Origin of the sequence: uncultured Bradyrhizobium sp. (assembly GCF_936928535.1) — a bacterium.
Lineage (GTDB): Bacteria > Pseudomonadota > Alphaproteobacteria > Rhizobiales > Xanthobacteraceae > Bradyrhizobium.
This window is the reverse complement of sequence record NZ_CAKZHY010000169.1, coordinates 1-23,517: the sequence shown is the minus strand read 5'-3', so window position 1 is coordinate 23,517 and position 23,517 is coordinate 1. Positions and strand designations below refer to the sequence as shown.

At 64.3% G+C, this 23,517-nt stretch carries 25 protein-coding genes and 1 tRNA gene; 16 read left to right on the top strand and 10 right to left on the bottom strand.

Features of this window, described 5'->3' with window-relative positions; genetic code table 11:
• Positions 1-175 precede the first annotated feature (175 nt).
• Positions 176-679 carry a styrene monooxygenase NADH-dependent flavin reductase subunit StyB gene (gene styB / locus Q0687_RS32415; protein ID WP_298885904.1) on the bottom strand — a complete coding sequence of 168 codons (504 nt, stop codon included), beginning with the start codon at positions 677-679 and terminating at the stop codon, positions 176-178.
• Between the two features lie 6 nt (positions 680-685).
• Positions 686-1,936 carry a styrene monooxygenase subunit StyA gene (gene styA / locus Q0687_RS32410; protein WP_298885902.1) on the bottom strand — a complete coding sequence of 417 codons (1,251 nt, stop codon included), beginning with the start codon at positions 1,934-1,936 and terminating at the stop codon, positions 686-688.
• 106 nt (positions 1,937-2,042) lie between these two features.
• On the opposite strand from styA, the gene Q0687_RS32405 reads away from it, so the two are divergent.
• Entirely contained in the window at positions 2,043-2,972 is a 930-nt protein-coding gene (locus Q0687_RS32405) for a LysR family transcriptional regulator (protein ID WP_298885900.1), read from the top strand.
• A gap of 30 nt (positions 2,973-3,002) precedes the next feature.
• Positions 3,003-4,025: an LLM class flavin-dependent oxidoreductase gene (locus tag Q0687_RS32400; RefSeq protein ID WP_298885899.1), complete on the top strand. Its 1,023-nt coding sequence runs from the start codon at positions 3,003-3,005 to the stop codon at positions 4,023-4,025.
• Between the two features lie 87 nt (positions 4,026-4,112).
• Here Q0687_RS32400 and Q0687_RS32395 read toward each other — a convergent pair whose 3' ends face one another.
• Positions 4,113-4,571: a hypothetical protein gene (locus tag Q0687_RS32395; protein WP_298885898.1), complete on the bottom strand. Its 459-nt coding sequence runs from the start codon at positions 4,569-4,571 to the stop codon at positions 4,113-4,115.
• A gap of 10 nt (positions 4,572-4,581) precedes the next feature.
• Positions 4,582-4,800 carry a hypothetical protein gene (locus tag Q0687_RS32390; RefSeq protein WP_298885896.1) on the bottom strand — a complete coding sequence of 73 codons (219 nt, stop codon included), beginning with the start codon at positions 4,798-4,800 and terminating at the stop codon, positions 4,582-4,584.
• A 144-nt stretch (positions 4,801-4,944) separates the two neighbouring features.
• On the opposite strand from Q0687_RS32390, the gene Q0687_RS32385 reads away from it, so the two are divergent.
• Positions 4,945-5,343, top strand: coding sequence for a VOC family protein (locus Q0687_RS32385; protein WP_298885894.1), 399 nt, complete (start codon positions 4,945-4,947; stop codon positions 5,341-5,343).
• Positions 5,344-5,367: 24 nt separating this feature from the next.
• Here Q0687_RS32385 and Q0687_RS32380 read toward each other — a convergent pair whose 3' ends face one another.
• Together Q0687_RS32380 and Q0687_RS32375 are read right to left on the bottom strand one after the other, a co-directional pair.
• Entirely contained in the window at positions 5,368-6,684 is a 1,317-nt protein-coding gene (locus Q0687_RS32380) for an aminotransferase class V-fold PLP-dependent enzyme (RefSeq protein ID WP_298885892.1), read from the bottom strand.
• Positions 6,685-6,955: 271 nt separating this feature from the next.
• Positions 6,956-7,552, bottom strand: coding sequence for a TetR/AcrR family transcriptional regulator (locus Q0687_RS32375; RefSeq protein WP_298885890.1), 597 nt, complete (start codon positions 7,550-7,552; stop codon positions 6,956-6,958).
• 87 nt (positions 7,553-7,639) lie between these two features.
• On the opposite strand from Q0687_RS32375, the gene Q0687_RS32370 reads away from it, so the two are divergent.
• The 4 genes from Q0687_RS32370 (at position 7,640) to Q0687_RS32355 (ending at position 10,965) form a co-directional block, all read left to right on the top strand.
• Positions 7,640-8,950, top strand: coding sequence for an MFS transporter (locus Q0687_RS32370; RefSeq protein ID WP_298885888.1), 1,311 nt, complete (start codon positions 7,640-7,642; stop codon positions 8,948-8,950).
• A 73-nt stretch (positions 8,951-9,023) separates the two neighbouring features.
• Positions 9,024-9,347 (top strand): type II toxin-antitoxin system RelE/ParE family toxin, encoded by a 324-nt coding sequence (locus tag Q0687_RS32365; RefSeq protein ID WP_298885886.1) that lies wholly within the window; start codon positions 9,024-9,026, stop codon positions 9,345-9,347.
• A gap of 65 nt (positions 9,348-9,412) precedes the next feature.
• Positions 9,413-9,694, top strand: coding sequence for a helix-turn-helix transcriptional regulator (locus Q0687_RS32360; protein ID WP_298885884.1), 282 nt, complete (start codon positions 9,413-9,415; stop codon positions 9,692-9,694).
• Positions 9,695-9,867: 173 nt separating this feature from the next.
• The gene (locus tag Q0687_RS32355) at positions 9,868-10,965 is read left to right on the top strand and encodes a glycoside hydrolase family 3 N-terminal domain-containing protein (RefSeq protein ID WP_298885882.1); all 1,098 of its coding nucleotides are present in this window, start codon (positions 9,868-9,870) and stop codon (positions 10,963-10,965) included.
• Positions 10,966-10,982: 17 nt separating this feature from the next.
• Here the strand turns inward: Q0687_RS32355 and Q0687_RS32350 are convergent, their stop codons facing one another.
• Both Q0687_RS32350 and Q0687_RS32345 read right to left on the bottom strand, forming a co-directional pair.
• Positions 10,983-11,690, bottom strand: coding sequence for a DUF2478 domain-containing protein (locus Q0687_RS32350; protein WP_298885880.1), 708 nt, complete (start codon positions 11,688-11,690; stop codon positions 10,983-10,985).
• 25 nt (positions 11,691-11,715) lie between these two features.
• Positions 11,716-12,582 carry a copper chaperone PCu(A)C gene (locus Q0687_RS32345; RefSeq protein ID WP_298885878.1) on the bottom strand — a complete coding sequence of 289 codons (867 nt, stop codon included), beginning with the start codon at positions 12,580-12,582 and terminating at the stop codon, positions 11,716-11,718.
• Between the two features lie 278 nt (positions 12,583-12,860).
• On the opposite strand from Q0687_RS32345, the gene Q0687_RS32340 reads away from it, so the two are divergent.
• The gene (locus Q0687_RS32340; RefSeq protein ID WP_298885876.1) at positions 12,861-14,627 is read left to right on the top strand and encodes a tetratricopeptide repeat protein; all 1,767 of its coding nucleotides are present in this window, start codon (positions 12,861-12,863) and stop codon (positions 14,625-14,627) included.
• A gap of 59 nt (positions 14,628-14,686) precedes the next feature.
• Positions 14,687-15,628, top strand: coding sequence for a sensor domain-containing diguanylate cyclase (locus tag Q0687_RS32335; protein ID WP_298885874.1), 942 nt, complete (start codon positions 14,687-14,689; stop codon positions 15,626-15,628).
• Positions 15,629-15,640: 12 nt separating this feature from the next.
• Here the strand turns inward: Q0687_RS32335 and Q0687_RS32330 are convergent.
• Together Q0687_RS32330 and Q0687_RS32325 are read right to left on the bottom strand one after the other, a co-directional pair.
• Positions 15,641-15,717: transfer RNA gene (locus tag Q0687_RS32330), tRNA-Arg, on the bottom strand.
• Between the two features lie 151 nt (positions 15,718-15,868).
• Positions 15,869-17,347 (bottom strand): HAMP domain-containing sensor histidine kinase, encoded by a 1,479-nt coding sequence (locus Q0687_RS32325; RefSeq protein ID WP_298886164.1) that lies wholly within the window; start codon positions 17,345-17,347, stop codon positions 15,869-15,871.
• A 409-nt stretch (positions 17,348-17,756) separates the two neighbouring features.
• On the opposite strand from Q0687_RS32325, the gene rpmH reads away from it, so the two are divergent.
• From rpmH to Q0687_RS32290, 7 genes are all read left to right on the top strand, one after another.
• Entirely contained in the window at positions 17,757-17,891 is a 135-nt protein-coding gene (gene rpmH, locus Q0687_RS32320) for a 50S ribosomal protein L34 (protein ID WP_008542748.1), read from the top strand.
• Between the two features lie 28 nt (positions 17,892-17,919).
• On the top strand, positions 17,920-18,339 hold the full coding sequence (gene rnpA, locus Q0687_RS32315; protein ID WP_298885872.1) for a ribonuclease P protein component: 420 nt from the start codon (positions 17,920-17,922) through the stop codon (positions 18,337-18,339).
• 16 nt (positions 18,340-18,355) lie between these two features.
• Positions 18,356-20,230 carry a membrane protein insertase YidC gene (gene yidC / locus Q0687_RS32310; protein WP_298885869.1) on the top strand — a complete coding sequence of 625 codons (1,875 nt, stop codon included), beginning with the start codon at positions 18,356-18,358 and terminating at the stop codon, positions 20,228-20,230.
• A 70-nt stretch (positions 20,231-20,300) separates the two neighbouring features.
• Positions 20,301-20,954, top strand: a complete 654-nt coding sequence (yihA, locus tag Q0687_RS32305) for a ribosome biogenesis GTP-binding protein YihA/YsxC (protein WP_298885866.1) — start codon at positions 20,301-20,303, stop codon at positions 20,952-20,954.
• Entirely contained in the window at positions 20,954-21,319 is a 366-nt protein-coding gene (locus Q0687_RS32300) for a DUF423 domain-containing protein (protein ID WP_298886161.1), read from the top strand. The genes yihA and Q0687_RS32300 overlap by 1 nt, the downstream gene beginning before the upstream one ends.
• An 86-nt stretch (positions 21,320-21,405) precedes the next feature.
• Entirely contained in the window at positions 21,406-22,293 is an 888-nt protein-coding gene (gene argB, locus Q0687_RS32295) for an acetylglutamate kinase (RefSeq protein WP_298885864.1), read from the top strand.
• A gap of 161 nt (positions 22,294-22,454) precedes the next feature.
• Positions 22,455-23,441, top strand: a complete 987-nt coding sequence (locus tag Q0687_RS32290) for a DUF1036 domain-containing protein (protein WP_298886159.1) — start codon at positions 22,455-22,457, stop codon at positions 23,439-23,441.
• Positions 23,442-23,517: the final 76 nt, after the last annotated feature.

Here is a 23,517-nt window from a genome sequence, read left to right as displayed (position 1 = left end):
GCGGCTTATGTTTTCCTTACCGGCGGCTTTTTTCTTTGGGCCCCCGCAAGGTTCGCCGGCGAACTGGGCGGGAAGTCCGTGAGGGACCGGCATGCACGATCGCTTCGAAAATTTCGCATTCGACACCGACCGGCGACGGACGATTGGAATGGTTGCGCGTGAGGAGAGCACCCCCTCACCTCTCCACCGGCGCCCCCGCCCCGCGATGATATCGGCTGGAGAAGAACACCAGGGGCGCGATGTCGCGATAGTCGCAAGCCGAGACTTCGGCAATGATCAGCGTGTGATCGCTGACGTCGACGTGGCGCGTGACCTCGCAGGCGAACCAGGCCATGCATCCCGCAAGGCGCGGCAGGCCGTCGACGATGTCGTAGTCGGGCGTTGCACCATTGTGCGGCTGGCTCGCGAAATGCCGCGACAGGTCGCGGCCGTGATCCGGCAGGACGTTGACGCAATAGCGGCCTGTTGCCGAGATCGCCCGGTGCATGCGGCCGGGCATGACCGAGACCAGCACCGTCGGCGGCGACAGGCTGACGGTCACAAAGCTGTTCGCGGTCATGCCGCAGACGCGTCCGTGCTCGTCGAGCGCCGTCAGCACCGTGACGCCGGTTGCAAAGCGCGACGCGGCTTCGCGGAATGCGGCAGGATTGGCGCGCGGCATCTCAGTCCCTGCTCGCATCGCTCCTCACGCAATCGCCCTGACCGGCTCTGATGGAGCCGACAAGCGTTCGACCCAGGCCTGGATACGCCGTGGCGTGGAGATGCGGTCCCACTGCCGGTCCGGATAGTTGAAATTCTCCGTGAACTCGTTGGCAAGCGCCTGGTTCTGGCTCATCGCGCCGATCAGCATACCCAGCGCTTCGGTCGGCGGCTGCAGCATCACGTTGGTCCAGCGCGATGCCGCCAGCACGCGATCCTGCCGCTTCAGGTCGATGGTTTCGCAGAGGCGCGCGTCGAGCGCATCGGCTTTGACGATCTCCTCGCCGAGCACGAAGGCGGCATAGGAAGCGACATTGGCGCCCTGCCCCATCATGGGATCGACGATGGCGTGGACGTCGCCCAGCGCGATCGCGCATTTGCCGTCGTCGAACTCGACCAATGTGTTGCGCACCGTCGGGACCACACCGCCCTGCAGCAGGTCCTGCGGCTGCGCGAGATCGAAGCGTGCGGTGTCGATGCGGTCGTAGGTGGTCGGGTGATGCTTCTCCAGCTTGCCGAGCAACACCTTCAGGAAGTGCTTCGGATTGTCGTCGTAGCTGAGCGTGGCCAATTCCTCCATGTCGCCTCCAGGCACGTTCTCCATCAGCAGCGCGTTGGCGATGCCGCCGAAGGTGATGGTCGGAATCACGATCATCTCGCCATGGCCTGGCGAAACCGAGAGCGTGACATTCATCGGATCGGGCTGCCGCACGCCGGTGTAGAGCCCGACGCAGAGCCGGCGCTGCGGCTGCTGATAGGGTGAGTGCTCCGGACGGTAGGTGAAGAGCTGGCCGAGCGGGCCCTTGCCTGTGGAGACCACCAGCAGATCAAACCTTGCGACCAGCGGACGGACATCGCGCTCCTCGATGCGGCGATACTCGATCTTGCCACCCCGAAGCATGAAATCCTGCATCAGCGCGGGAAGATAGATCCGGTAGTCGACGGCACGGCTCGGCTTGGTGAAATCACCGCGAAAGCTCAAGGGCTGCGGAAAATTGAAGACGTGATCGTGGTAGTAGTAATGATCCCCAGGATCGGTCCAGTGGTTGACGCCGAGATAGTCCTCGCGCGCGATCGTCACGTGGTGATGCGCAACCGTGTTGAGCAGCCGGATGTTGCGGTACTCCTCAGGCGGCCGGTCGGTGATGATGGTGGCGTCCACGCCATGCTTTTGCAGGTAAAGCGCGAGATGCAGGCCGGCGATTCCAGCGCCGACAATTCCGATATGGCGTGCCAATTGATCTCCTCCCCTGTGATTGCTTGTTTTGAGGAAAGCTACCGGCCCGTCGGGTTGCACACTAGGGAATAGACGAGATATAATTTATTCCAATTAGGAATGAATTATGGACCGGATCGATTGCCTGCGCGCTTTCGTTCGCACCCTCGAGGGTGGAAGCTTTTCGGCTGCGGCCAAGGAGCTCGGCATCGGTCAACCCGCCATCAGCAAGCGCATCGCCATGCTGGAGACCGAATTCGGCACCCAGCTGTTTTCGCGCACGACGCGCACACTGAAGCCGACGGCCGAGGCGCACCGCATCTACGATCTCGCGCGGCAGATCCTCGACAGCTTCGACATGGCGCGATCGAGCGTCAAACAGGCAGCGCCCCGCCCCAGTGGCACGCTCCGGATCGGCGTGCCGTCTTCGTTCGGACGACGCTACATGATGCCTGTTATCGCCGACTATGTGCGGCTCTATCCGGAGGTTCGCGTGGACATCCGTTTCAGCGAGCGGTTCGTCAATCTGGTGGAAGAAGGCATCGAGCTGGCGCTGCGGATCGGACACCTGGAGGCAAGCACGCTCGTCGCCCGCCGGCTCGGCACCGTGCAGCGCTATCTCGTCGCGACACCCACCTATCTGCACGGCCGTCCACTGCCGCGAACGCCTGACGATCTCGGCGCGCATCAGTGCATCGTCTATTCCAGGATGTCGCCGCCGCACCAGTGGGCCTTCGAGTCCGAGCATGGCCGCCACGTTGCATCGATCAACGGACCCATTCATGTCGATGACGCCGATGCGATGCAGGAGGCGACGATGCAGCATCTCGGCATCGCCATCCTGCCCGACTGGAACGCTGCGGACGGGCTGCGCAGCGGCGAGCTCGAGCACGTGCTGCCGGATTACAGCATCGCCGCGCTGCCCCTGCATGCGGTCTACCCCGAGACGCACTGGATGTCGCTGCGCGCGCGAAGCTTTCTGGATTTGCTGGTCGAACGCGCCGGGCATTTTGTGCCGGCCCCGATGCATACCCAAGCCGCCGGCGCCGATGGTTGACGCCGTCGCCGCCAGGATTAAATGTCGCCCATGAAGAAAATCGGATTCCTGTCCTTCGGACATTGGACACCCTCGCCGCAATCGCAGACCCGCTCGGCGGGCGACACGCTGCTGCAATCGATCGAGCTTGCGGTTGCGGCCGAACAATTAGAGGCGGATGGCGCCTATTATCGCGTGCATCATTTCGCGCGGCAACTGGCTTCGCCGTTTCCACTGCTCGCGGCGGTCGGCGCCAGGACCAGTACGATCGAGATCGGCACGGCCGTGATCGACATGCGCTACGAGAACCCGCTCTACATGGTGGAGGACGCGGGAAGCGCCGATCTCATCGCCGGCGGGCGGCTCCAGCTCGGCATCAGCCGCGGCTCGCCCGAGCAGGTGATCGACGGCTGGCGCTATTTTGGCTACCGGCCCGCCGAAGGCCAGGACGATGCCGATATGGGCCGGCGTCACGCTGAAGTCTTCCTCGACCTCTTGCGCGGCGAAGGATTTGCCGAGCCCAATCCGCAGCCGATGTTCCCGAACCCGCCGGGACTGTTGCGCCTCGAGCCGCATGCCGCGGGCCTGCGCGAGCGCATCTGGTGGGGCGCCGGCTCGAACGCCACGGCAGTGTGGGCGGCAAAGCTCGGCATGAACTTGCAGAGCTCGACGCTGAAGAACGACGAGACCGGGGAGCCTTTTCACGTGCAGCAGGCCGCGCAGATCCGCGCCTATCGCGCCGCGTGGAAGGAGGCCGGGCATACGCGCGAGCCTCGCGTGTCGGTCAGCCGCAGCATTTTTGCGCTGATGGACGATCGCGACCGCGCCTATTTTGGCGGTGAGCGCGGCGGCGAGGATCAGATCGGCTTCATCGACCCGCGCACCCGGGCGATCTTCGGGCGGAGCTATGCGGCAGAGCCGGATGCGCTGATCGAGCAACTGAAACAGGACGAAGCCATCGCCGAAGCCGACACGCTGCTGCTGACCATCCCGAACCAGCTCGGTGTGGATTACTGCGCCCATGCGATCGAGGCGATCCTGAAGCATGTGGCGCCGGCACTGGGGTGGCGGTGAAGTGAGCCTGGCTGCGCAACTAAGCAGACTTGACGTCACGGCCTGCTGCTCGATGTGATCGGGGAGCCCTTTTTGACGAGATCCAGGTCAGCCGCCACTCAGGCTGTGGCTGATACGGGTCACCACCGCGTCCCATTGCCGTTTCTCTGCCGCGGGATAATTGATCAGCACGCAATGCACGAAACGGCTGGTGAAGTTGCAGCGGTCGTACCAGATCTTGTCGCGCTTGATGCTGGAGACGACGAAGAAGCCCGGCGCGATCCGCTTGTAGACGATCCCCGACGGCGGCTGCTTCGCGGCAAGGAATCCGGCGGGCGACATCCCCTGTTGCCGGGGTACGGCCTGCACGGTGAGATCGGCACTGCCGTCGGACGTCCGAAATCGCTGGCCGAATCCGTCGGGCTTTCCGGCCTGTTCGGTGAAGATCGAGGTGGGAATGTCGATCGATGTTCCGGACTGGGGGATGCGATAGGTCGTCCAGTCGTCGGCCCGGGCGACGGACGATGTGACCGCCAGCGCAACGACGATGCCAGCAGATGTCTTCATTTCGACCTCTTCAGTTGCGCGCCGCCAGTTGCAGCTCCATCAAGGCAATCCTTTGCAGGTTCAAGATGTCGCGTTCGCCCGCGCCTGCGGTGCGCAGGATGGATTCGGCGAGCGCGTTGACGTGCGAGGAATGCACCGGCTCCGGCAGGGTTGCGACCGCAGCTTCCAGGGCGATGGTCATGAGATCGATCACCTCCGGGGAAAATTCTGCGTTGGCAAAGTTCTTCATTTCACGAGCCGGCCGCTTGTGCGCGCCGCCGGTCTAACGTCGGGAAAAAATGGAAGTTCCAGCGAGCAGCCTGCGCGGCCTTGCCGATGCCATGCTAGCCTCATATTCCCGCGGCGCGCTTGCCGCCATCAGCCGGACCCCGCGATGAACCAGCATCTGTCCCTCGTGAGCATCGTGGTCGCGGACTATGATGAAGCGATCGCCTTCTTCACGCGCGCCCTGAATTTCGAGCTTTGCGAGGACACGCCGCTTGGCGGCGGCAAGCGCTGGGTGGTGGTGCGGCCGCGAGGCGGTTCCGGCTCGGGCCTGCTGCTGGCGCGCGCGGACGGTCCGGCACAGACGGCGCGCATCGGCGACCAGACCGGAGGGCGCGTGTTCCTGTTCCTGGAAACGGACGATTTCGAGCGCGATCACGCCCGCATGATCTCAGCCGGCGTGCGCTTCGTTCGACCGCCACGGCAGGAAAGCTATGGCACCGTGGCGGTGTTCGAGGATCTCTGCGGCAACCGCTGGGATTTGATCCAGTCGATCAAGCGCAGTTGACGCAAGCGCCGCCGCGTGCGCCGCTCACCCCGCCTTCGTTCCGGTGACGATGGCGAGCGCCTCGACGAGGCGGTCGAGATCGGCCTCGTCAGTGAAGAGAGCCGGCGTCACGCGGATGCATTGGCCCCTGGCGACGCCGGCGCGGCGCACCGTCATGATCTTGTGGCTGTCGCGGAGCTTCACGACGATCGCCTCGTTGTCCGCCTTGCTGGTCTTGCCCGCAAGGCGGAACGAGGTGATTGCGCCATAGGAGCCGGCTTCGTCAGGCGTCAGGATCTCAAGGTCCTTGAAGCCGCGGGCGCGGCTCACCCAATAGTCGCGTAAATAGCGCAGGCGCGCCTGCTTGGCCGGAGCGCCGATCTGCCGATGCAGCGCCACGGCGGTCGGCACCGTCAACACGGTGGCGAAATTGACCGTGCCGGTGTGAACCCGCGAGCGGATATCGTCTTGCGCAAAATCCTCATCGCCCATGGCGCGGTCGATGTCGGCGAGGCGATCCTTCCTGATGTAGAGGAAGCCGACGCCGAGCGGCGCGCCGATCCATTTGTGCAGGTTGAAGCCGACGAAATCGGATTCGAGGTCGCCCACGTGGAAGTCGATCTGCCCCCAGGAATGCGCGGCGTCGACGATGGTGTCGATGCCCTTCGCTTTTGCCATGCGGGCAATCTCGGTCACAGGCATGACGAAGCCGGTGCGGTGGCTGACATGGGTCAGCAGCAGCAACCTCGTCTTCGGGTTGGCCTCGATGGCGTGGGCATAGGCATCCAGCACCGCCTGGCGGGTGGCGGGCTCCGGGATGTCGAACTTGACGACGTCGACGCCGCGGCGCGCCTTCAGGGCGTTCATCGCATATTGCATGGAATCATAGTCGAGGTCGGCGTAGAGCACGGCATCGCCGGGCTTCAGCCTAATATAACCGCCGATGAGGAGCTGCAGCGCCTCGGTCGCACCACGCGTCAGCGCGATCTCCTCGGGCGCGGCCCCCACCGCCTCCGCCACCTTGGCGCGCACGGCCTCGAAATCCGCCCCGACACGCTGCCGCGCGTAATAAGTGTTCTGATAATTGACCATGTCGGACTGGTGGATGAACTCGCGCCTGACGGGCTCGGGCATGATGCCCCAATAACCGTTCTCGAAATTGACGATGTCGGGTGTCACGGCATAGAGGCCCTTCACCGCGGCCCAATAAGTCTTGTCGGTGGCGATCGCGGCGGCCGAACCGGTCGGCGGCGGCAGGCCCTCGGCGGCCATCGCCGGTGCCGCCAGCGACGTGACGGCCGCGGCCGCGAGGCCCTTCAGGATCGACCGGCGGTCGGACGAAAGTGTCTCAGTCGGATTCATATCGGCCTCTACGGATGTGCGGCGAAGGAGCCGCAATCAATAGAGCGCGAATGACGGGGCTGTGACACTGGGATGATGCGCACCTCTTGCGGCCATCCTTCGAGACGCCCGCCTTGGGCGGGCTCCTCAGGATGAGGATGGAGTGCGCGGCGACTATTTCAAAGGCCACCGATGCAGATGAGCCTCACCCTGAGGAGACCGCGAAGCGGTCGTCTCGAAGGGCGAGGCGCGCTCAGGTCGTTCCAAAAGGCTGTGCGTGATTGCCCTGCCCTCACCCCGCCTTCACGCTCGCATCGATCAGCAACTTCGCCGCGGCGAGCGCGGACTGCGCGGGGCCGTCTTCGGATTGCTGGCCGGTGACGTAGATGCCCTCGATCAGCAGCAGCAGCGCATCGCCGAGCACGTTCGGCTGGCGCGCGCCCATGGCGCCAGCGAGTTCGCGCAGACGCTTGCGAAACACCTTCTTGTGCGCTTCGGCGACTTGCCGGGCCGGATTGTCCCGCGACGGATACTCCACCGCGGCATTGCTGAGGCCGCAGCCGCGATAGCCTGTGGCCACCGCGCGCGACGCGAGCTGGCCGATATAGGCGAGCACATGGTCGCGCGCATTGCTGTAGCTCTTGCCGCCGGGGCGCTCGAAATTCTCCCAGAAGTTTTGCTCGTAGTCGCGCAAATAAGCGGCGGCGAGATCGTCCTTGGAGGCGAAGCTGCGATAGAGGCTCGGCTTTGTCACCCCCGCGCGGTCCACCACCTCGTCGACGCCGACGGCACGGATGCCCTCGCGATAAAACAATTCGCTGGCGGAGGCTCTGATCCGGTCGGCGGCGCGGAGCGGGGCCTCAGTGGGTTTTTCTGCTTTTTTCGGCATCTGGCTCGGTTGCCTCTCGGACAGGCTTGACAATGTTACTGACCGGTACGTACTAATGCGACATCGCAATACGTACCGGTAAGTAACATGCCCCCATCCGCCGTTCAACCCGCCTCCGCTCAACCCCTCCCCGTTTCCCGGCGGCCATTCGGCCAGAAATACGCCTTCGTGGTCGTTGCCGTGATCTTCCTGGCGCTCCTGGCCTCCGCCGGCCTGCGCGCGACGCCGGGCGTCCTCATGCTGCCGCTGCAGAAAGCCTTTGGCTGGGACGTCAGCGTGATCTCGTCATCGGCTGCGGTCGGCATTTTCCTGTACGGCCTCGCCGGCCCCTTCGCCGCGGCCGTGATGCAGCGCTTCGGCATCCGCCGCACCGTGCTCGGCGCCTTGATGCTGATGTCAGTCTCGACGGCCATCAGCTATTTCATGACCGCGCCGTGGCAGATGTTCATGAGCTGGGGATTGCTGTCAGGCATCGGCTCGGGCGCGGTCGCCAACGTGCTCGGCGCTACCATCGTCAATCGCTGGTTCACCACCAACCGTGGTCTCGTGATGGGCCTTCTGACCGCGAGCACCGCCACGGGCACGCTGATCTTCATGCCCGGCCTCGCCTCGCTGGTCGAATATGGCGGCTGGAAGCCTGTGGTGCTGACGGTCGCCGCCTGCTGCGCGGCGCTGATCCCGCTGGTGTATTTTCTGGTGCCGGAGCGGCCCGCCGCAATCGGCCTGCGCTCCTATGGCAGCACGCATGACGATCAGCCGGCCGCGCCCGCGCAAGGCAATCCGTTCGTCGCCGCGATCGGCAACCTCGTCCGCGCGACCAAGGTGCCGACCTTCTGGTTCCTGTTCGCCACCTTCTTCATCTGCGGCTTCACCACCAATGGCCTTGTCGGCACCCATCTGATCGCGTTCTGCGGCGATCACGGCATCTTCGAGGTGCAGGCCGCGAGCCTGCTGGCGCTGATGGGTTTCTTCGACCTGTTCGGCACCACGCTATCGGGCTGGCTCACCGATCGCTTCGATCCGCGCAAGCTCTTGTTCCTCTATTACGGCCTGCGCGGGCTGTCGCTGATCTATCTGCCCTACTCGGACTTCTCCCTCGTCAGCCTGTCCGTGTTCGCCGTGTTCTATGGGCTCGACTGGATCGCGACCGTGCCGCCGACCGTGCGCATCGCCACCGAGGCGTTCGGCGACAAGAACGCGCCGCTGATCTTCGGCTGGGTGGTCGCCGGCCATCAGCTCGGCGCGGCCTGTGCCGCCTTCTTCGCCGGCTTCATGCGCTCGTCGCAGGGCGATTATCTGCAGGCCTTTATGATCGCCGGAGCAACCGGCATCGTCGCGGCCGTGCTGTCACTGATGATCGGCCGTCGGCCGGTGCAGCCACTGCTCGCGACGGCGTGAGCGCGGCGCGCCGGTCGCACCACACGAGTCTCGTGTCTTGCCTATATCTCAAAAATGAGATATAGGTGGGGTCGTGCCCTGGCGAGTTGATATCCTCAACGAAACCGTTGTCGCTGAGATAGCTGCCCTGCCGGCCGACATGCAGGCGCGCTTTCTGCGGCTTGCGGAACGCATCGCCTCGACCGGCCTGGAAAGCTTGGGCGAACCTCACGTCAAGCACCTTGAAGGGAAGCTCTGGGAGCTACGCTTAACAGGGCGCGACGGAATTGCCCGTGCCCTCTACGTCACCGCGATCGGTCGGAGAGTTATCGTCGTGCGCGCCTTTGTGAAGAAGACGCAAAAGACCCCGCGCGCGGAGATCGAACTCGCTCTACGGAGAGCAAACGAGATCATATGACGATGGTGTTCAAATAGCTGTTGACCGTCTCCCGCGTGATCGTACGCAACTGAAAAGAAAATCACATGACAATTCCATTCGACAGGCTCAAGACTCGTCTTCTGGCCAACCCAAAGGTCAAGGCCGAGTATGACGCGCTCGCTCCTGAATTCGAGATCGCCGCTGAATTGCTGAGAGCGCGCTTGCGGGCTGGATACTCGCAGTCCGAGTTGGCTGCGCGAATGGGCACTAGTCAGTCCACGATCGCCCGGCTTGAAAGTGGGCAAACGCTACCGAGCACAAAGACACTTTTGCGCTATGCCGAGGCAACCGGCAGCAAGTTCCGGGTGCGGCTCTCGGCCGCCTGAGGCCGCCACCGGATCGATTGGAACGCCAAACGATTTGGCGATTGATTCCGTTAATGAATTTGAAATATTGTCATGACGACTCGCGTGGCTCGCAGCTCGCGCAGGGGCCGAGTGGTCGCGTTGCGTCCGGCTCCATCTCCATCAACCAAGACAATCCGTGGCGGTTTCGGCGAATGAGCGATTCCCTCCTTGCAACGGTCGGCGACCATTTCTTCATTGGCCTGCGGCCATCAAGCGTCCTCGATGACCGCGACCGCGCGCTGCTGCGGGATCTCCGGCCTGCCGGCGTCATCCTCTACAAGAGCAATTTCCGCCACGATCTTCCCTACCGGGACTGGCTGTCGGTCCACCGCGACCTGATCGCCGCGATTCGCGACGCCTCGCAGCGCGACAAGCAGTTCATCGCGATCGACCATGAAGGCGGACGCGTGTGCCGCACGCCGGCGCCGATCACGCGCTTCTCTTATGCAGCGCGCTGGGCTTCGACCTCCGAGCAGGTCGGCGACGCCATGGGCGCCGAGCTTGCGTCGCTCGGCTGCAATCTGAATTTTGCGCCGGTGCTGGATATTCACAGCAACCCCGCCAACCCCGTCATCGGCGAGCGCGCCTTCGGCCGCACCGCCGACGAAGTCATCAAGTCGATGCTGCCGTTCACCAGGGCAATGGAGCGCCGGGGCGTGCGAGCCTGTGGCAAGCATTTCCCGGGGCATGGCGACACCCAGGTGGATTCGCATCACGAATTGCCGGTGCTCGATCTCGATCTCGAGCAGATCAAGGCGCGTGAGCTGAAGCCGTTTGCCGCCGCCATCGAGGCCGGTATCGGAATGATGATGACGTCGCATATCCTCTACCGGAAGCTCGACCCCAACGATCCCGTGACGCTGTCGCGCGCGATCACGCATGGATTGTTGCGCGAGGCGATGAGGTTCGACGGCGTGATCGTGTCCGATGACGTCGGCATGCGCGCGATGGCAGGCCGGCTCGATGCGCCGGACGCCGGCGTGCGCTTCATGGCCGCCGGCAACGACATGCTGATGATCTGCTCGCATCTGACCGACACCGAGCGCGCACGCTTCCTCGCGCAGTCGATCATCAACGGCGTCGATTCCGGCAAGCTCGATCCGGCGCTGCTGAAGGCGTCAGCCAAGCGCGTCCATGCGATGCTTGACAGTACCGCGCAAAACACTGTTAGCGAGCTCCCAGGCGAGGAGCTCGCCCGCCATCGCGGCGCCGGCACCCAATTCGAAGCGGCGACCGTCGAAGTCGTCTAGGGCCCGCCCGGCGCATTTCATCGACCGATCAAGAGTCCGATAGCAACGTCAGGTTGCTTCGTGCTCGGGAGGTTGCCGCCCGGGACGCCAGACCCGGTGGCGGCCGCCGGCTCGGGTGATAGGTTTGAACGTGAAGCGCGCAGCAACGGCCAGGACGCGACCGCAGGCACCATGCGGTCCAAGCTTTGCGCCCATCGTTCGACCTCGCCAATGTCTGCGCAAAGCTCCGTTGCGAGACCGCCGGCGAAGCTGCGCCACGCGAGTAGATTGCCTTGGGGCACACCGATCACCACGGCGATATTCCGATCGATGGCCGAAGCAATGAGGTCGAGCAGTCCCTCCCCTTCGCACTCCGCCTTGCCGAACTTGTTGAGAACCAGGACGTCTGGCGACGTCTCGAGGCTTTTTGCGATGTTAACCGCGACATCCGCGAGCGCTGCTTCATCGAGCCGGCAACCGGCAGCGCCACCGCCGCGATCTTCAAAGATCGGCGTGTGGCGACCCGTGGCCAGATCTTCGAGCACAATTTCGCAGCGCCGCTCCGGCGTGGCATCGACGACATGCTGCAGCACACCGGCAAGCGAGAGGCCGCGCCCTCGACAGGCCGTCACGAGCGCCTCGAACACTGACGCCGGATACTTGTTCTGGGGATAGACCAGCGCGGTCAGCAGCGATGCTGGCCGCGGCGCTGGATCGGAATGGAGAGGGAAAAGCGAAGCAGGCATCGTAAATCGTTTCCAGAAGTCGGTGCTATTCGATCAGGATCGGCGCGGCGATATCTATGCGGTCGTCCTTCTTCATGTCGATGCCGAGTGCCAGAGACCATGTCCCGCTTGCCGCGGTCGTCATGCTGACGCGCCATTTGTCGGCCGCTATCCGCTCAGCGGATGCGGTCACCGGCGCGATGTCCTTGTCCGGATTGGCCAGTGTCACCGACAGCGCGTCGACACTCAGCGGCTGCTCGTCGCCGTCATAAAGTTGAACCATGACTTCGACGGGCCCGCTGCGGCCGGGCGTGATGGTCACATCGGCCATCACGCGCGTGCCGCAGAGATGCGTGAAGAAGGGCTCGCCGGTCGGTGCAGAGACGTTCGCCTTCTGTGGTGAGGGCGCTGCCGGCGGCACAGCTTCGGTCGAGGCGATCTGGAGCCTGGGGCCCTTGGCGCCGACGCTGCCGACGTCAAAGGTCGCCTCGACCGTTCCCGAACGCTGGAAATTCAGGGAAACCGGAATCCGCTGTCCTTCCTCGAAGGGCGCGGTCAAGCCGATGAACATGATGTGGCTGCCACCGGGCGCGAGCGTGACGATCTCGTCCGGCGGAATCATCAGACCCTGATCGAGCGGACGCATGGTCATGATGCCATCCTGCATTGTCATCTGATGGATTTCGACCGTGGCGGCGGCCGGACTGGAGGCCGAAAGCAGCCGGTCCGGCGCGGTGCCGCGATTCTCGATGGTGAGATAGCCAGCCGCGACCTTCGCGCCTTTCGGCGTGGCCCTGCTCCAGGCCTGACCGACGACGATGTCGGAATGATCGGCGGCGAGACCAGGCGCAGAACCGACAAAGGCCAGACTGGCCGCGAGGATCACGGCAAGAGTTCCGAATTTCTCGAACATGACGATCTCCGACCTGCGCGATACGTCCGCCCTCGCCGCTGAACTGGAGACGCGCCGGGCCATGACGAACAGCAGCTTTTGTCTGCCCACAAGCTACGGCGCCATTCGCGTGGCGTCCTTGATCTCCGACAAAGAAGCTGCCGCTCATACCGAATTTCTTTCGAAGCGATGCGGGCGGAGAACCTGCCCCGCAAGACTCGCGCAAGCTCCCCTTGCTGAAATGGACCGACCGTTGCCGCCCCGAGGTGGATGCGTGCCATGAACGGGACCAAGCAGCGATGAGCACAGCAGCCGCCTTCTGCGAAGCGGGCCTTACGCATTTCAGGGATGGGCGGCATCTCGACGCGCGCGCGTGCTATCAACAGGCCCTCGCGATCGATGGCGAAAACACCGACGCCCAGCATCTGATGGGGCTGCTGCATCTTGAGGCCAGGCAATACAACGATGCCCTGGAATGGATCGTCCGCGCGATCCGGCGTGCCCCCAAGCCGGAATATCTCGCGAGCTTCGCAACCGTGCTGCAGCAGCACGGACGCTGCGACGAGGCGCTCGGCGTCCTCGACAAGGCGATCGAGCTTCGGCGTGATGATTCCGACCTGTGGTGCCAGCGCGGCGACATCCTGGTTCAGCTGGCGCGGCTCGATCAAGCGCTGCCGAGCTTTCAGCAGGCGCTGAAGCTCAATCCCCGGCATTACGACGCGCTCCACGAAAGTGGGATCGTCCTGCACAAGCTCGAGCGGAACGAGGAGTCCCTTGCGCGTCTCGATGAGAGCAACAGGCTGTGCCCGGACCATGCCCCGACGCTGCGAGCGCGCGCATGGGTGCTCTATTGCCTGAAGCGGTATGAGGAGTCCGCGACCGAAGGCGCGCGGGCGCACAAGCTCGATCCCTCCAATGCCGAGATCTGCAACAATCTCGGTCTTGCGCTCAGGCGGCTTCGCCGCAACGAGGAGGCGCTTGTCTGGTTCGAACAGGCCATCGCGCTTGCGCCTCGCTTTGCCGACGCCTTCGACAACAAGCTCGTCGCGCTGTTTCACCTGCATCGTTTCGACGAGCTGTTCGCGCTGTCCGATCGCATGACATCGCTGGGCCTAGGCAATGAGGTGACCGCGTGGAACGTGTCCCTGGCCCAGCTCCTGACCGGCAATTTCGAAGCCGGCTGGCGCGGGCACCAGACCCGGTCAAAACTGGCTTCGTCGAGATATCCCCGGTTTCCGCAACCGATGTGGCTTGGTGGGGAACGCGTCGAAGGCAAGACGATCCTGATCGCGGCCGACGAAGGACTGGGCGACACCATTCACTTCGCCCGCTACATCCCCCTGCTTGCCGCGCGCGGCGCGCGTGTTCTCCTTGCCGTCCAGGACCCGCTGCATCGGCTGATGTGCAATCTTCGCGGCGCATCCGTTTGCGTGCCGATGTCGGCCATGGGCACACTGCCTGATTTCGATCTGCACTGCCCGATCTCCAGCCTTCCGCTTGCTTTCAAGACCCGCCTCGACACGATTCCGTCAGGGCCGTATCTGCCCTCCCCTCCGGATAGTCGCGTTGAGGCCTGGGACAGCAGGCTGGGTCCTCGCACCAGGCTCCGCGTTGGTCTCGTCTGGTCCGGCGATCCCGCGCATGTGAACGACGAGACGCGCTCGATTCCGCTGCGAGCGCTGTCGCGCATCCTCGACGTCGACGCCAAATTCATCAGCCTGCAAAAGACCCCGCGCCCTGATGATGCGGCGGTGCTGCGGGAGAAAAGCGACATCGTCGACCTGACCGCAGATCTCACCGACTTCACCGAAACCGCCGCCTTGATCGCCTGTCTCGATCTCGTGATCACCGTCGACACCAGCGTCGCCCATCTCGCCGGCGCCCTCGGCCGACCGACCTGGATCCTGCTGCCATGGACGCCCGACTACCGCTGGCTGCTCGATCGCACGGACAGCCCCTGGTATCCGAGTGTGCGACTGTTCCGCCAGACCGACACGCGTGACTATGAGATCGTGCTTGATCGGGTCCGGGGCGAACTACGGAGGCGGGCATATAGAATTCGTTAACGCAGCGGCCCTAGCCTTTAAGGACTTGGGCAAAATCGCGACACGCTGCCGGATCGTCGATGACAGAACACCATGCTGCCTCGACCCTGCCGGACGAGGTTCGCGTACGGCTCTATGATCAGGCTCTCAATGCCGCGCGCATCGGCGCGTGGGAATGCGAGCTGGAGACCGAGCGCCTGAGCTGGACCCAGGGCGTCTACGACATCTTCGGCTATCCCGAGAGCAATCCGCTGCGGCGCGCCAGCATCGTCGATCTCTACATCGACGAATCCAGGCGTCACATGGAGCTGGCGCGCGCCGAGGTGATCCGAAGCGGCGCGCCTGTCACGCTCGATACCGAGATCAGGACCTGGCGCGGCGAGAAGCGGTGGATGCGCCTGTCGATCAACGCGGTGCGCGAGGACGGACGGCCGCTGCGGATCTTCGGCTGCAAGCAGGACGTCACCTCCGACCGGCAGGCGATCGAGAGCCTGCGGCAGCAAGCCGAAACCGATCCGCTGACCGGGCTCGCCAATCGCTCCGTCTTTCAGGCCCGCTATCGCGAGGTGGTCAACGACGGCCTGAATCATGGCTTCGCCTCGGCCCTCGTGCTGATCGACCTCGACGGCTTCAAGCTGCTCAACGATAAATTCGGCCATCTGGCCGGAGACGCATGCCTGTGCGAGGTCGCGCAGCGCTTGCGACGGGCCTTCCACAATGCCGGCCTGGTCGGCCGGCTCGGTGGCGACGAGTTCGCGATCATCCTGCGCTCGCCTGTCGACCCTGCGCGGATCGCACGCGTGCTGCAAAAGACCGTCATGATGCTGAGCCGCCCGCTGTTCTGGAACGGCCTGCGCCTCGAGGTCGGCGCCTCGATCGGAGCGGCCCTGATCGGCCGCCCGCACCGCCGGCCGATCGCCGAACTGTTCGCCGAAGCCGACATCGCGCTCTATGACGCCAAGGCCGCCGGCCGCAACCGGGTCCATCTGATCGGGGATGAGAAGCAGGGCCTTGCCGCTTAGGGCAGGTAGAAATGGCGCGCCCGGAACGATTCGAACGTCCGACCCTCAGATTCGTAGTCTGATGCTCTATCCAGCTGAGCTACGGGCGCGTTTTTCGCATGACAGCGGGCTTTAGCCCGCAAGCAGCCTCCTGCCAGCGCCGGAGGGGTGCGAAAGAGCGCTCTGACTAACCGCTCTTGCCGGCGTTGGCAAGGTCCGGGATGGGGAGGGATGACGGTTTTTGCGTCGGCCGCTGGCCTATTACGCCCGCGCCCGCTCGTTGCGGATGGAGAGGAGTTCCACGGGGCGGTCCGGGATGACGATCCGGAACGTGGCGCCGATGGTGCCTTCGACCAGATGGATGTCGCCGCCATGGGCGCGAACCAGCTCGGCGGCGATGGCAAGGCCGAGCCCGCTGCCGCCGGGACGGCCGGAGGTCTGGAACGCCTCGAACAGATGCTCCCGGGTCTTTTGCGGTACGCCGGGGCCGGTATCGGAGACTTCAAGGATCGCGACCGCGCCTTCGCGTTTTCCGGTGATCCGGATCTGCTGCGGGCCGCCGTCGCCGGAGGCGTGGCTCTCCAGCGCCTGGGCGGCGTTGCGCACGAGATTGAGCAGCACGCGGAACAGTTGGTCGGGATCGGCATCGACCGCAAGCCCGCGCTCGATGGCGGCGACCCAGGCGATCGTGGCGTCGTTGGCAAGGCCGGCAGTCTCGCGCACCTCCAGCACGACAGGCTCGATCATCATCATGCGGCGATCGGGCGCGGCTTCCTGGGCGCGGCCGTAGGACAGCGTCGACTGGCAGAAGGCGATGGCGCGCTCGAGCGAGCGCACGAGTTTTGGGGCGAAGCGCTGCACCCTGGGATCCGGCACGCTGGCAAGCTGGTCCGACAGCAGCTGCGCCGAGGCCAGCAGATTGCGCAGATCGTGATTGATCTTGGAGACGGCAAGGCCGAGCGCGGCCAGCCGGCTCTTCTGATGCAGCATCGACATCAGGTCGCGCTGCATATCCGACAATTCGCGCTCGGCGACGCCGATCTCGTCGCTGCGCTGGCTCGGCACGATGATCCGCGCCGAGCTTTCCGGATTCTCGTGGAACCCGACCAGGCTCGCGGTCAGCCGCCGCATCGGCCGCACGAACAGATAATGCAGGGCGAGATAGACGAGACCCGCGGTCAAGACGCCGATGATCAGCGCGACCACCACGACGTTGCGGGAGAAGCGGTACATCGACTGCCGCAGCGGCTGCTCGTCGGTGACGATCTCGACGAACTGGGCGTTGCCGACACCGGGGCCGACGATGCGGATCGGCTGGTTGCCGGTCTCCAGCATCATCTGGAACGAGCCGGTGATGGCCTCCCACACCGTCATGTCGCGCAGATCGACGTCATGCTCGATCGCGGAGGGCAGATTGTCGCTGGCCAGCAGCCGGCGCTGCTGGCCCATCTTGATGGCGACGGCGCGCGCATTGATGCTTTTGAGGATTTCCCGCGACAGCGAATCCGGCACCATGCCGAGCGGCGCCGCGTCGAGCACCAGCGCCGCGGTGTTGGCCGCCGCGACGCGGTCGTTGAGGCGATTGACCCAGAAGTTGGCGATCGCAGGCACATAAAGCAGCACGGCCGCGATCATCACCAGGGGGAGGGTCAGCAGCAGCAGCTTGCCGGACAGCCCAAGCCCGCCCGGGCCACGGGACCGCGTCACCGGCGTCTCCGGCTGGTCCTCTGGCCTGTCCAGATCGCGATCAAGATCCGGGGTCGGCTGCTGAAGGTCCGTCGCTGCCACGAAATTCGCCCCTGCTGGCCTTCTGAGAGAGGTTCGCTGATGGAAGATGCGACCCGCCCCCGGGGGTGGTCAAATTACAGATCGCTAATCTGCCGAGGTGGGATGTAGGCGCTAATATCGCCATCCGCCACCTCAAGGGTTAAAACCCCAAGGAAACAACGATATTCACCGGAACTGGGCGATCCTGCGGCGTTGACGAAAACAAGACGCTCCCTTATAAGCCGCGCAAATTGTCCGCGATGACCCGGTGCGACTCCGGGAGCGGCTCTTCTGGGGCCGGAAATGGCCCATTTTGGGCCGCATCTTCCGGACTTTATCATCAATTCTACAGGCAAATTGCCCGGTCAGCGGAGAAAAACCCGTGAAGCGGACTTATCAACCCAGCAAACTGGTGCGCAAGCGCCGTCACGGTTTCCGTGCTCGCCTCGCCACCGCCGGCGGCCGCAAGGTTCTCGCCGCTCGCCGCGCCCGCGGCCGCAAGCGTCTGAGCGCCTGAGCCGGACCCCCTTTTCCGGGATTTCATTATGGATCGGCTGAGGCAGCGAGCGGATTTCCTCGCCGTTGCCAATGGCGCGCGGGTGAACAGTCCCGCGTTCGTCCTGCAAAGCCTTGACCGACGAAGCCTTGGTCGCGACGACCTGGGTCCTGTCCGGATCGGCTTCACCGTTACCAAAAAGAACGGCAACGCCCCCGAACGCAATCGCATCCGGCGCCGGCTTCGCGAACTCGTGAAGCGGCTCGATCCGGCGTCGATGCAACCCCATCATGATTACGTGCTGGTCGGCCGCAGGGACGCGCTCTCGCGCGACTTCACGACCATGCTCGACGATCTGCGCATAGCGTTCACGAAGCCCGCGCGGCATACGGCCAGGGACTCCACCAAGGGACGCGGGCCGAGGCCAAATCTAGGGCCCTGCCCCGCCGCCAGCCGCAAACCGGATTGATGACGAGACCATAGTGATGACTGACAATCGCAATACCATCCTCGCCGTCATTCTGTCCGGCCTGGTGCTGATCGCCTGGCAGTACTTCTACAATGTGCCGGCGATGGAGAAGCAGCGCGCCCAGCAACAGGCGCAAGCCGAGCTGCAGAAGACCAACTCGCAGCCGACGGCCTCCGCAACTCCGGGCGCCACCGCAACACCGGGCGCCACGCCGCAGGCCGGGACGACGACGCCCACCACCGCGCCGGGCGCGAACCAGCAGGCCCAGCCGGTCGTCGCCCGCGACACAGCGATTGCTTCGAGCCCGCGCGTGAAGATCGAAACGCCGCGCCTTGCCGGCAGCATCTCGCTCAAGGGTGGCCGCATCGACGACCTCGCGCTGCTGCAATTCCGCGAGACCGTCGACCCGAAATCGCCGCCGATCATCCTCTATTCGCCATCAGGCACGGCAGAACCCTATTACGCCGAGTTCGGCTGGGTCGCCGCGACGGGCGTAACGGCGAAGATGCCTGATGCCCAGACCGTCTGGCAGCAGGACGGCAGCGGCAGCCTGACGCCGACGACGCCGGTGGTGCTCAAGTGGGACAATGGCGAAGGCCTCACCTTCCGCCGCACCATTTCGGTCGACGACCATTATCTCTTCAGCATCAAGGACGACGTGAGCAATGTCGGCAACGCGCCGGTTACGCTCTATCCGTTCGCGCTGATCTCGCGCCACGGCACGCCGCAGGTCTCCGGTTATTACATCCTGCATGAAGGCCTGATCGGCTATCTCGATGGCCTGCAGGAATATGCCTACAAGAAGATCGACGAAGCCAAGTCGGTGAACTTCAAGGCCACCAATGGCTGGCTCGGCATGACCGACAAGTACTGGGCCTCGGCGCTGCTGCCCGACACCAGCGCGCAGCTGCAGGCGCGGTTCTCCTCGAACCTCAACGGCAACGTCCACACCTACCAGACCGACTACCTGCTCGACCCCGTCACCGTCGCGATCGGCGGCACCGCGACCGCAAACGCGCGGCTGTTCGCGGGTGCCAAGGAAGCCGGCGTCGTCGGCGTGTTCCCGTTCGCCGGCCTCGGCGGTTACAACAAGGCGCTCGGCCTCAACCATTTCGATCTGCTGATCGACTGGGGCTGGTTCTACTTCATCACCAAGCCGATGTTCCTCGGCCTCGACTTCTTCTATCGCTTCTTCGGCAATTTCGGCATCTCGATCCTGCTCGTGACCGTGATCGTGAAGCTGTTGTTCTTCCCGCTGGCGAACAAGTCCTATGCCTCGATGGCGAAGATGAAGTCGATCCAGCCGCAGCTTCAGGCGCTGAAAGAGCGCTATCCCGACGACAAGGTGAAGCAGCAGCAGGAGATGATGGAGATCTACAAGAAGGAGAAGATCAATCCGGTCGCCGGCTGTCTTCCCGTGGTGATCCAGATCCCGGTGTTCTTCTCGCTGTACAAGGTGCTGTTCGTCACCATCGAAATGCGGCACGCGCACTTCTTCGGCTGGATCAAGGACCTCTCGTCGCCCGATCCGACCAATATCTTCACGCTGTTCGGCCTGATCCCGTTCGATCCGACCACGCTGCCGATGTTCGGGCACTATCTGCATCTCGGCATCTGGCCCCTCATCATGGGCATCACGATGTGGTTCCAGATGAAGCTGAACCCGACGCCGCCGGATCCGACGCAGCAGATCATCTTCAACTGGATGCCGCTGATCTTCACCTTCATGCTGGCGGGTTTCCCGGCGGGCCTCGTGATCTACTGGGCCTGGAACAACACGCTCTCGGTGCTCCAGCAGAGCTTCATCATGCGCCGTAACGGCGTGAAGGTGGAGTTGTTCGATAACATTCGAAACGTGTTCAAAAAAAAAGTAACGACTGAGGCGACGTAGGTCCCTTCTCCGTCATTCCGGGATGGTGCGCAGCACCCGACCCGGAATGACAGCAAGCAAAGAGCTTCGCATGACCGATGAAACCGATGCGAAGCTGATCGAAGCCGGCCGAAAGCTGTTCGCGCGCGACTGGCAGTTCATCTGGGCATCGCCCTCGATCCAGACGCTGCCGCCGATGGCGGGGCTGGAGATCGCCTTTGCCGGGCGCTCCAATGTCGGCAAGTCCAGCCTGATCAATGCGCTCACGGGGCGCAACGCGCTGGCGCGCACCTCGCATACGCCGGGCCGAACCCAGGAGCTGATCTTCTTCGAGGTCCCCGGCAAAGGCGACCTGCGCCTCGTCGACATGCCCGGCTACGGCTATGCCAAGGCGCCGAAGAGCCAGGTCGCATCCTGGACCGAGCTGATCCACACATTCCTGCTGGGGCGGGCCTCGCTCGCCCGCGTCTATGTGCTGATCGACGCGCGGCACGGGCTGAAGGATGTCGATCTCGACGTGCTCAAGACGCTCGACCGCTCCGCCGTCAGCTATCAGGTCGTGCTGACCAAGGCCGACCAGGTGAAGGCCTCCGAGCTGGCCTCGCGCATCGCCGAGACGGAAGCCGCACTCGCCAAGCATCCGGCCGCGTTCCCGAACGTGATCGCGACATCCTCGCGATCATCGACCGGCATGGCCGAGCTGCGCGCCGCGATGGCGAAGCTGCTGGAGGAGCGAAGCAAGTGATGCCTCGCCTGCTGATCGCCCTTGCCGGTCTGATGGGCGCCGCCGGCGTCGCCCTGGCTGCCGCCGCGGCCCACGGCACGGATGCCAGTCGGCTTGCCTCCGCCAGCGCCATGCTGCTGTTTCATGCAACTGCCATATTGGCGGTGGTCGCTTTGCTCGCGCGCGGCCTTCTGCATGGCGGAATTGGCCTGGTCGCCGCTTCAGGCTTCGTGATCGGCGCTGCGCTGTTCGCGAGCGACCTCACCTTGCGGCAATATGCGGGGCACGCGCTGTTTCCGATGGCCGCACCGACGGGTGGAACGACGATGATCTTGAGCTGGCTGGCGGTGACGCTGGCGGCGGTGCTGGCAAAGCGCAGCCCGTAGCGGCGGCATGCCAGTCACACTTTGCGCTGCCCCCGCCAATCAGATAGAACGCTGGCCGCGTTAGTCCCGCCAGCGAGATCCGCCTCATGACCGAAATCTCCCCGCTCGACCAGGCCCGCATCCTGTCCGAAGCGCTGCCGCACATGCAGCAGTACGACGAAGAAACCATCGTCATCAAATATGGCGGCCATGCCATGGGCGACGAGGAGACCGCGAAGAATTTTGCTCGCGACATCGTGCTGCTCGAGCAGACCGCGATCAATCCTGTCGTGGTGCATGGCGGCGGCCCGCAGATCGCGACCATGCTCAAGCGTCTCGGCATCGTCTCGGAATTCGCAGCCGGCCTGCGCATCACCGATGCCGCGACCATCGAGATCGTCGAGATGGTGCTGGCCGGCTCCGTCAACAAGCAGATCGTCGGCTACATCAACGAGGCCGGCGGCAAGGCTGTGGGCCTCTCCGGCAAGGACGGCAACATGGTGAAGGCGTCGAAGACGACGCGCACCATCATCGATCCGGACTCGAACATCGAGAAGGCGATCGATCTCGGCTTCGTCGGCGACCCCGAGAAGGTCGATCTGACGCTCCTCAACCAGCTGATCGGCTACGAGCTGATCCCGGTGCTGGCCCCGCTCGCGACCTCCAGGGATGGCCAGACGCTCAACATCAATGCCGACACTTTTGCCGGCGCTGTCGCCGGTGCGCTGAAGGCAAAACGCCTGTTGCTGCTGACCGACGTGCCCGGTGTGCTCGACAAGTCGAAGAAGCTGATCCCGCAGCTCTCGGTGAAGGACGCGCGAAAACTGATCGCCGACGGCACCATTTCCGGCGGCATGATCCCGAAGGTCGAGACCTGCATCTACGCGCTGGAGCAGGGCGTCGAGGGCGTCGTCATCATCGACGGCAAGATGCAGCACGCCGTGCTGCTCGAGCTCTTCACCAACACGGGCACGGGAACGCTGATCCACAAGTGATGAGCGAGCACGACCAGCGGAAAAAGGTCGTCATGCCCGGGCTTGCCCCGGGCATCCACGACGCTCCGCGGGTGGCGCCGCACGTGGATGGCCGGGACAAGCCCGGCCATGACGAGGCGCGAACACGGCGCCGTCGCCGCTCGCCCCTGACGCGCCTCCTGATGACGCTGCCGGCAGCGGCCGTCTCGTTTGTCTTCTCCTCCGCACCTGCCTTGGCCGACCTGAAGATCTGCAACCGCATGTCATATGTGATCGAAGCCGCGATCGGCATCGACGACAAGGCGGCGACCGCGACGCGCGGCTGGTTCAGGATCGATCCGGCGACCTGCCGCGTGGTGGTGCAAGGCACGCTCACCGCGGACCGCATCCTGCTCCATGCCCGCGCGCTCGGCGTCTATGGCGCCTCGCCGATCCCGCAGAATGGCAACGACATGCTGTGCGTGGCGCAGGACAATTTCGTCATCGCGGCTGCACGGCAATGCCGCAGCGGCCAGACCCAGGCGGCGTTCACGCAAGTGACGCCGACGCAGGCCGACGACGGCAATCTCGTCGCCTATCTCGCCGAGGATTCCGAATACGACGACGAGCAGGCGCGGCTCGCCGGCATCCAGCGGCTGTTGGTGATCGCCGGCTACGACATCGGCGCGATCGACGGCGTCGACGGGCCGAAGACGCAGGCCGCACTCGCTGCGTTCCTGAAGAGCCGCGGACTGTCGTCCGACTTGGTCTCCTCGCCGAACTTCTTCAAGACCATGGTCGATGCGGCGCAGACGCCGTCCACCAGTGGTCTCACCTGGTGCAACGACACTGCGTACAAGGTGATGGCGGCGGTCGCGACAGATGACGGCAAGTCCGTGACCAGCCGCGGCTGGTATCGCATCGATCCCAAGACCTGCCTGCATCCTGATGTGAGCGGCCAGCCGAAGCAGGTCTTCAGCTTCGCGGAAGCCGTGGATGCCGACAACCGCGCCGTCAAGCTGAAGGACAAGCCGCTGAACTGGGGCGGCGACAAGCAGCTCTGCACCCGCGAGACCAAGTTCGAGACCGTCGAGCAGACCGATTGCGGCGCCCGCGGATTTGCAGCGACGGGTTTTGGCGCGGTGGATATGAGCAGTGGCGGCAAGACGCTGCGGTTTGCGGCGCCGTGATGAGGGGCAGCATCTTCCGCCGTCGTCCTGGCGAAAGCCAGGACCCATATGTGGACGGCCCCCGTGGCACAAGAGC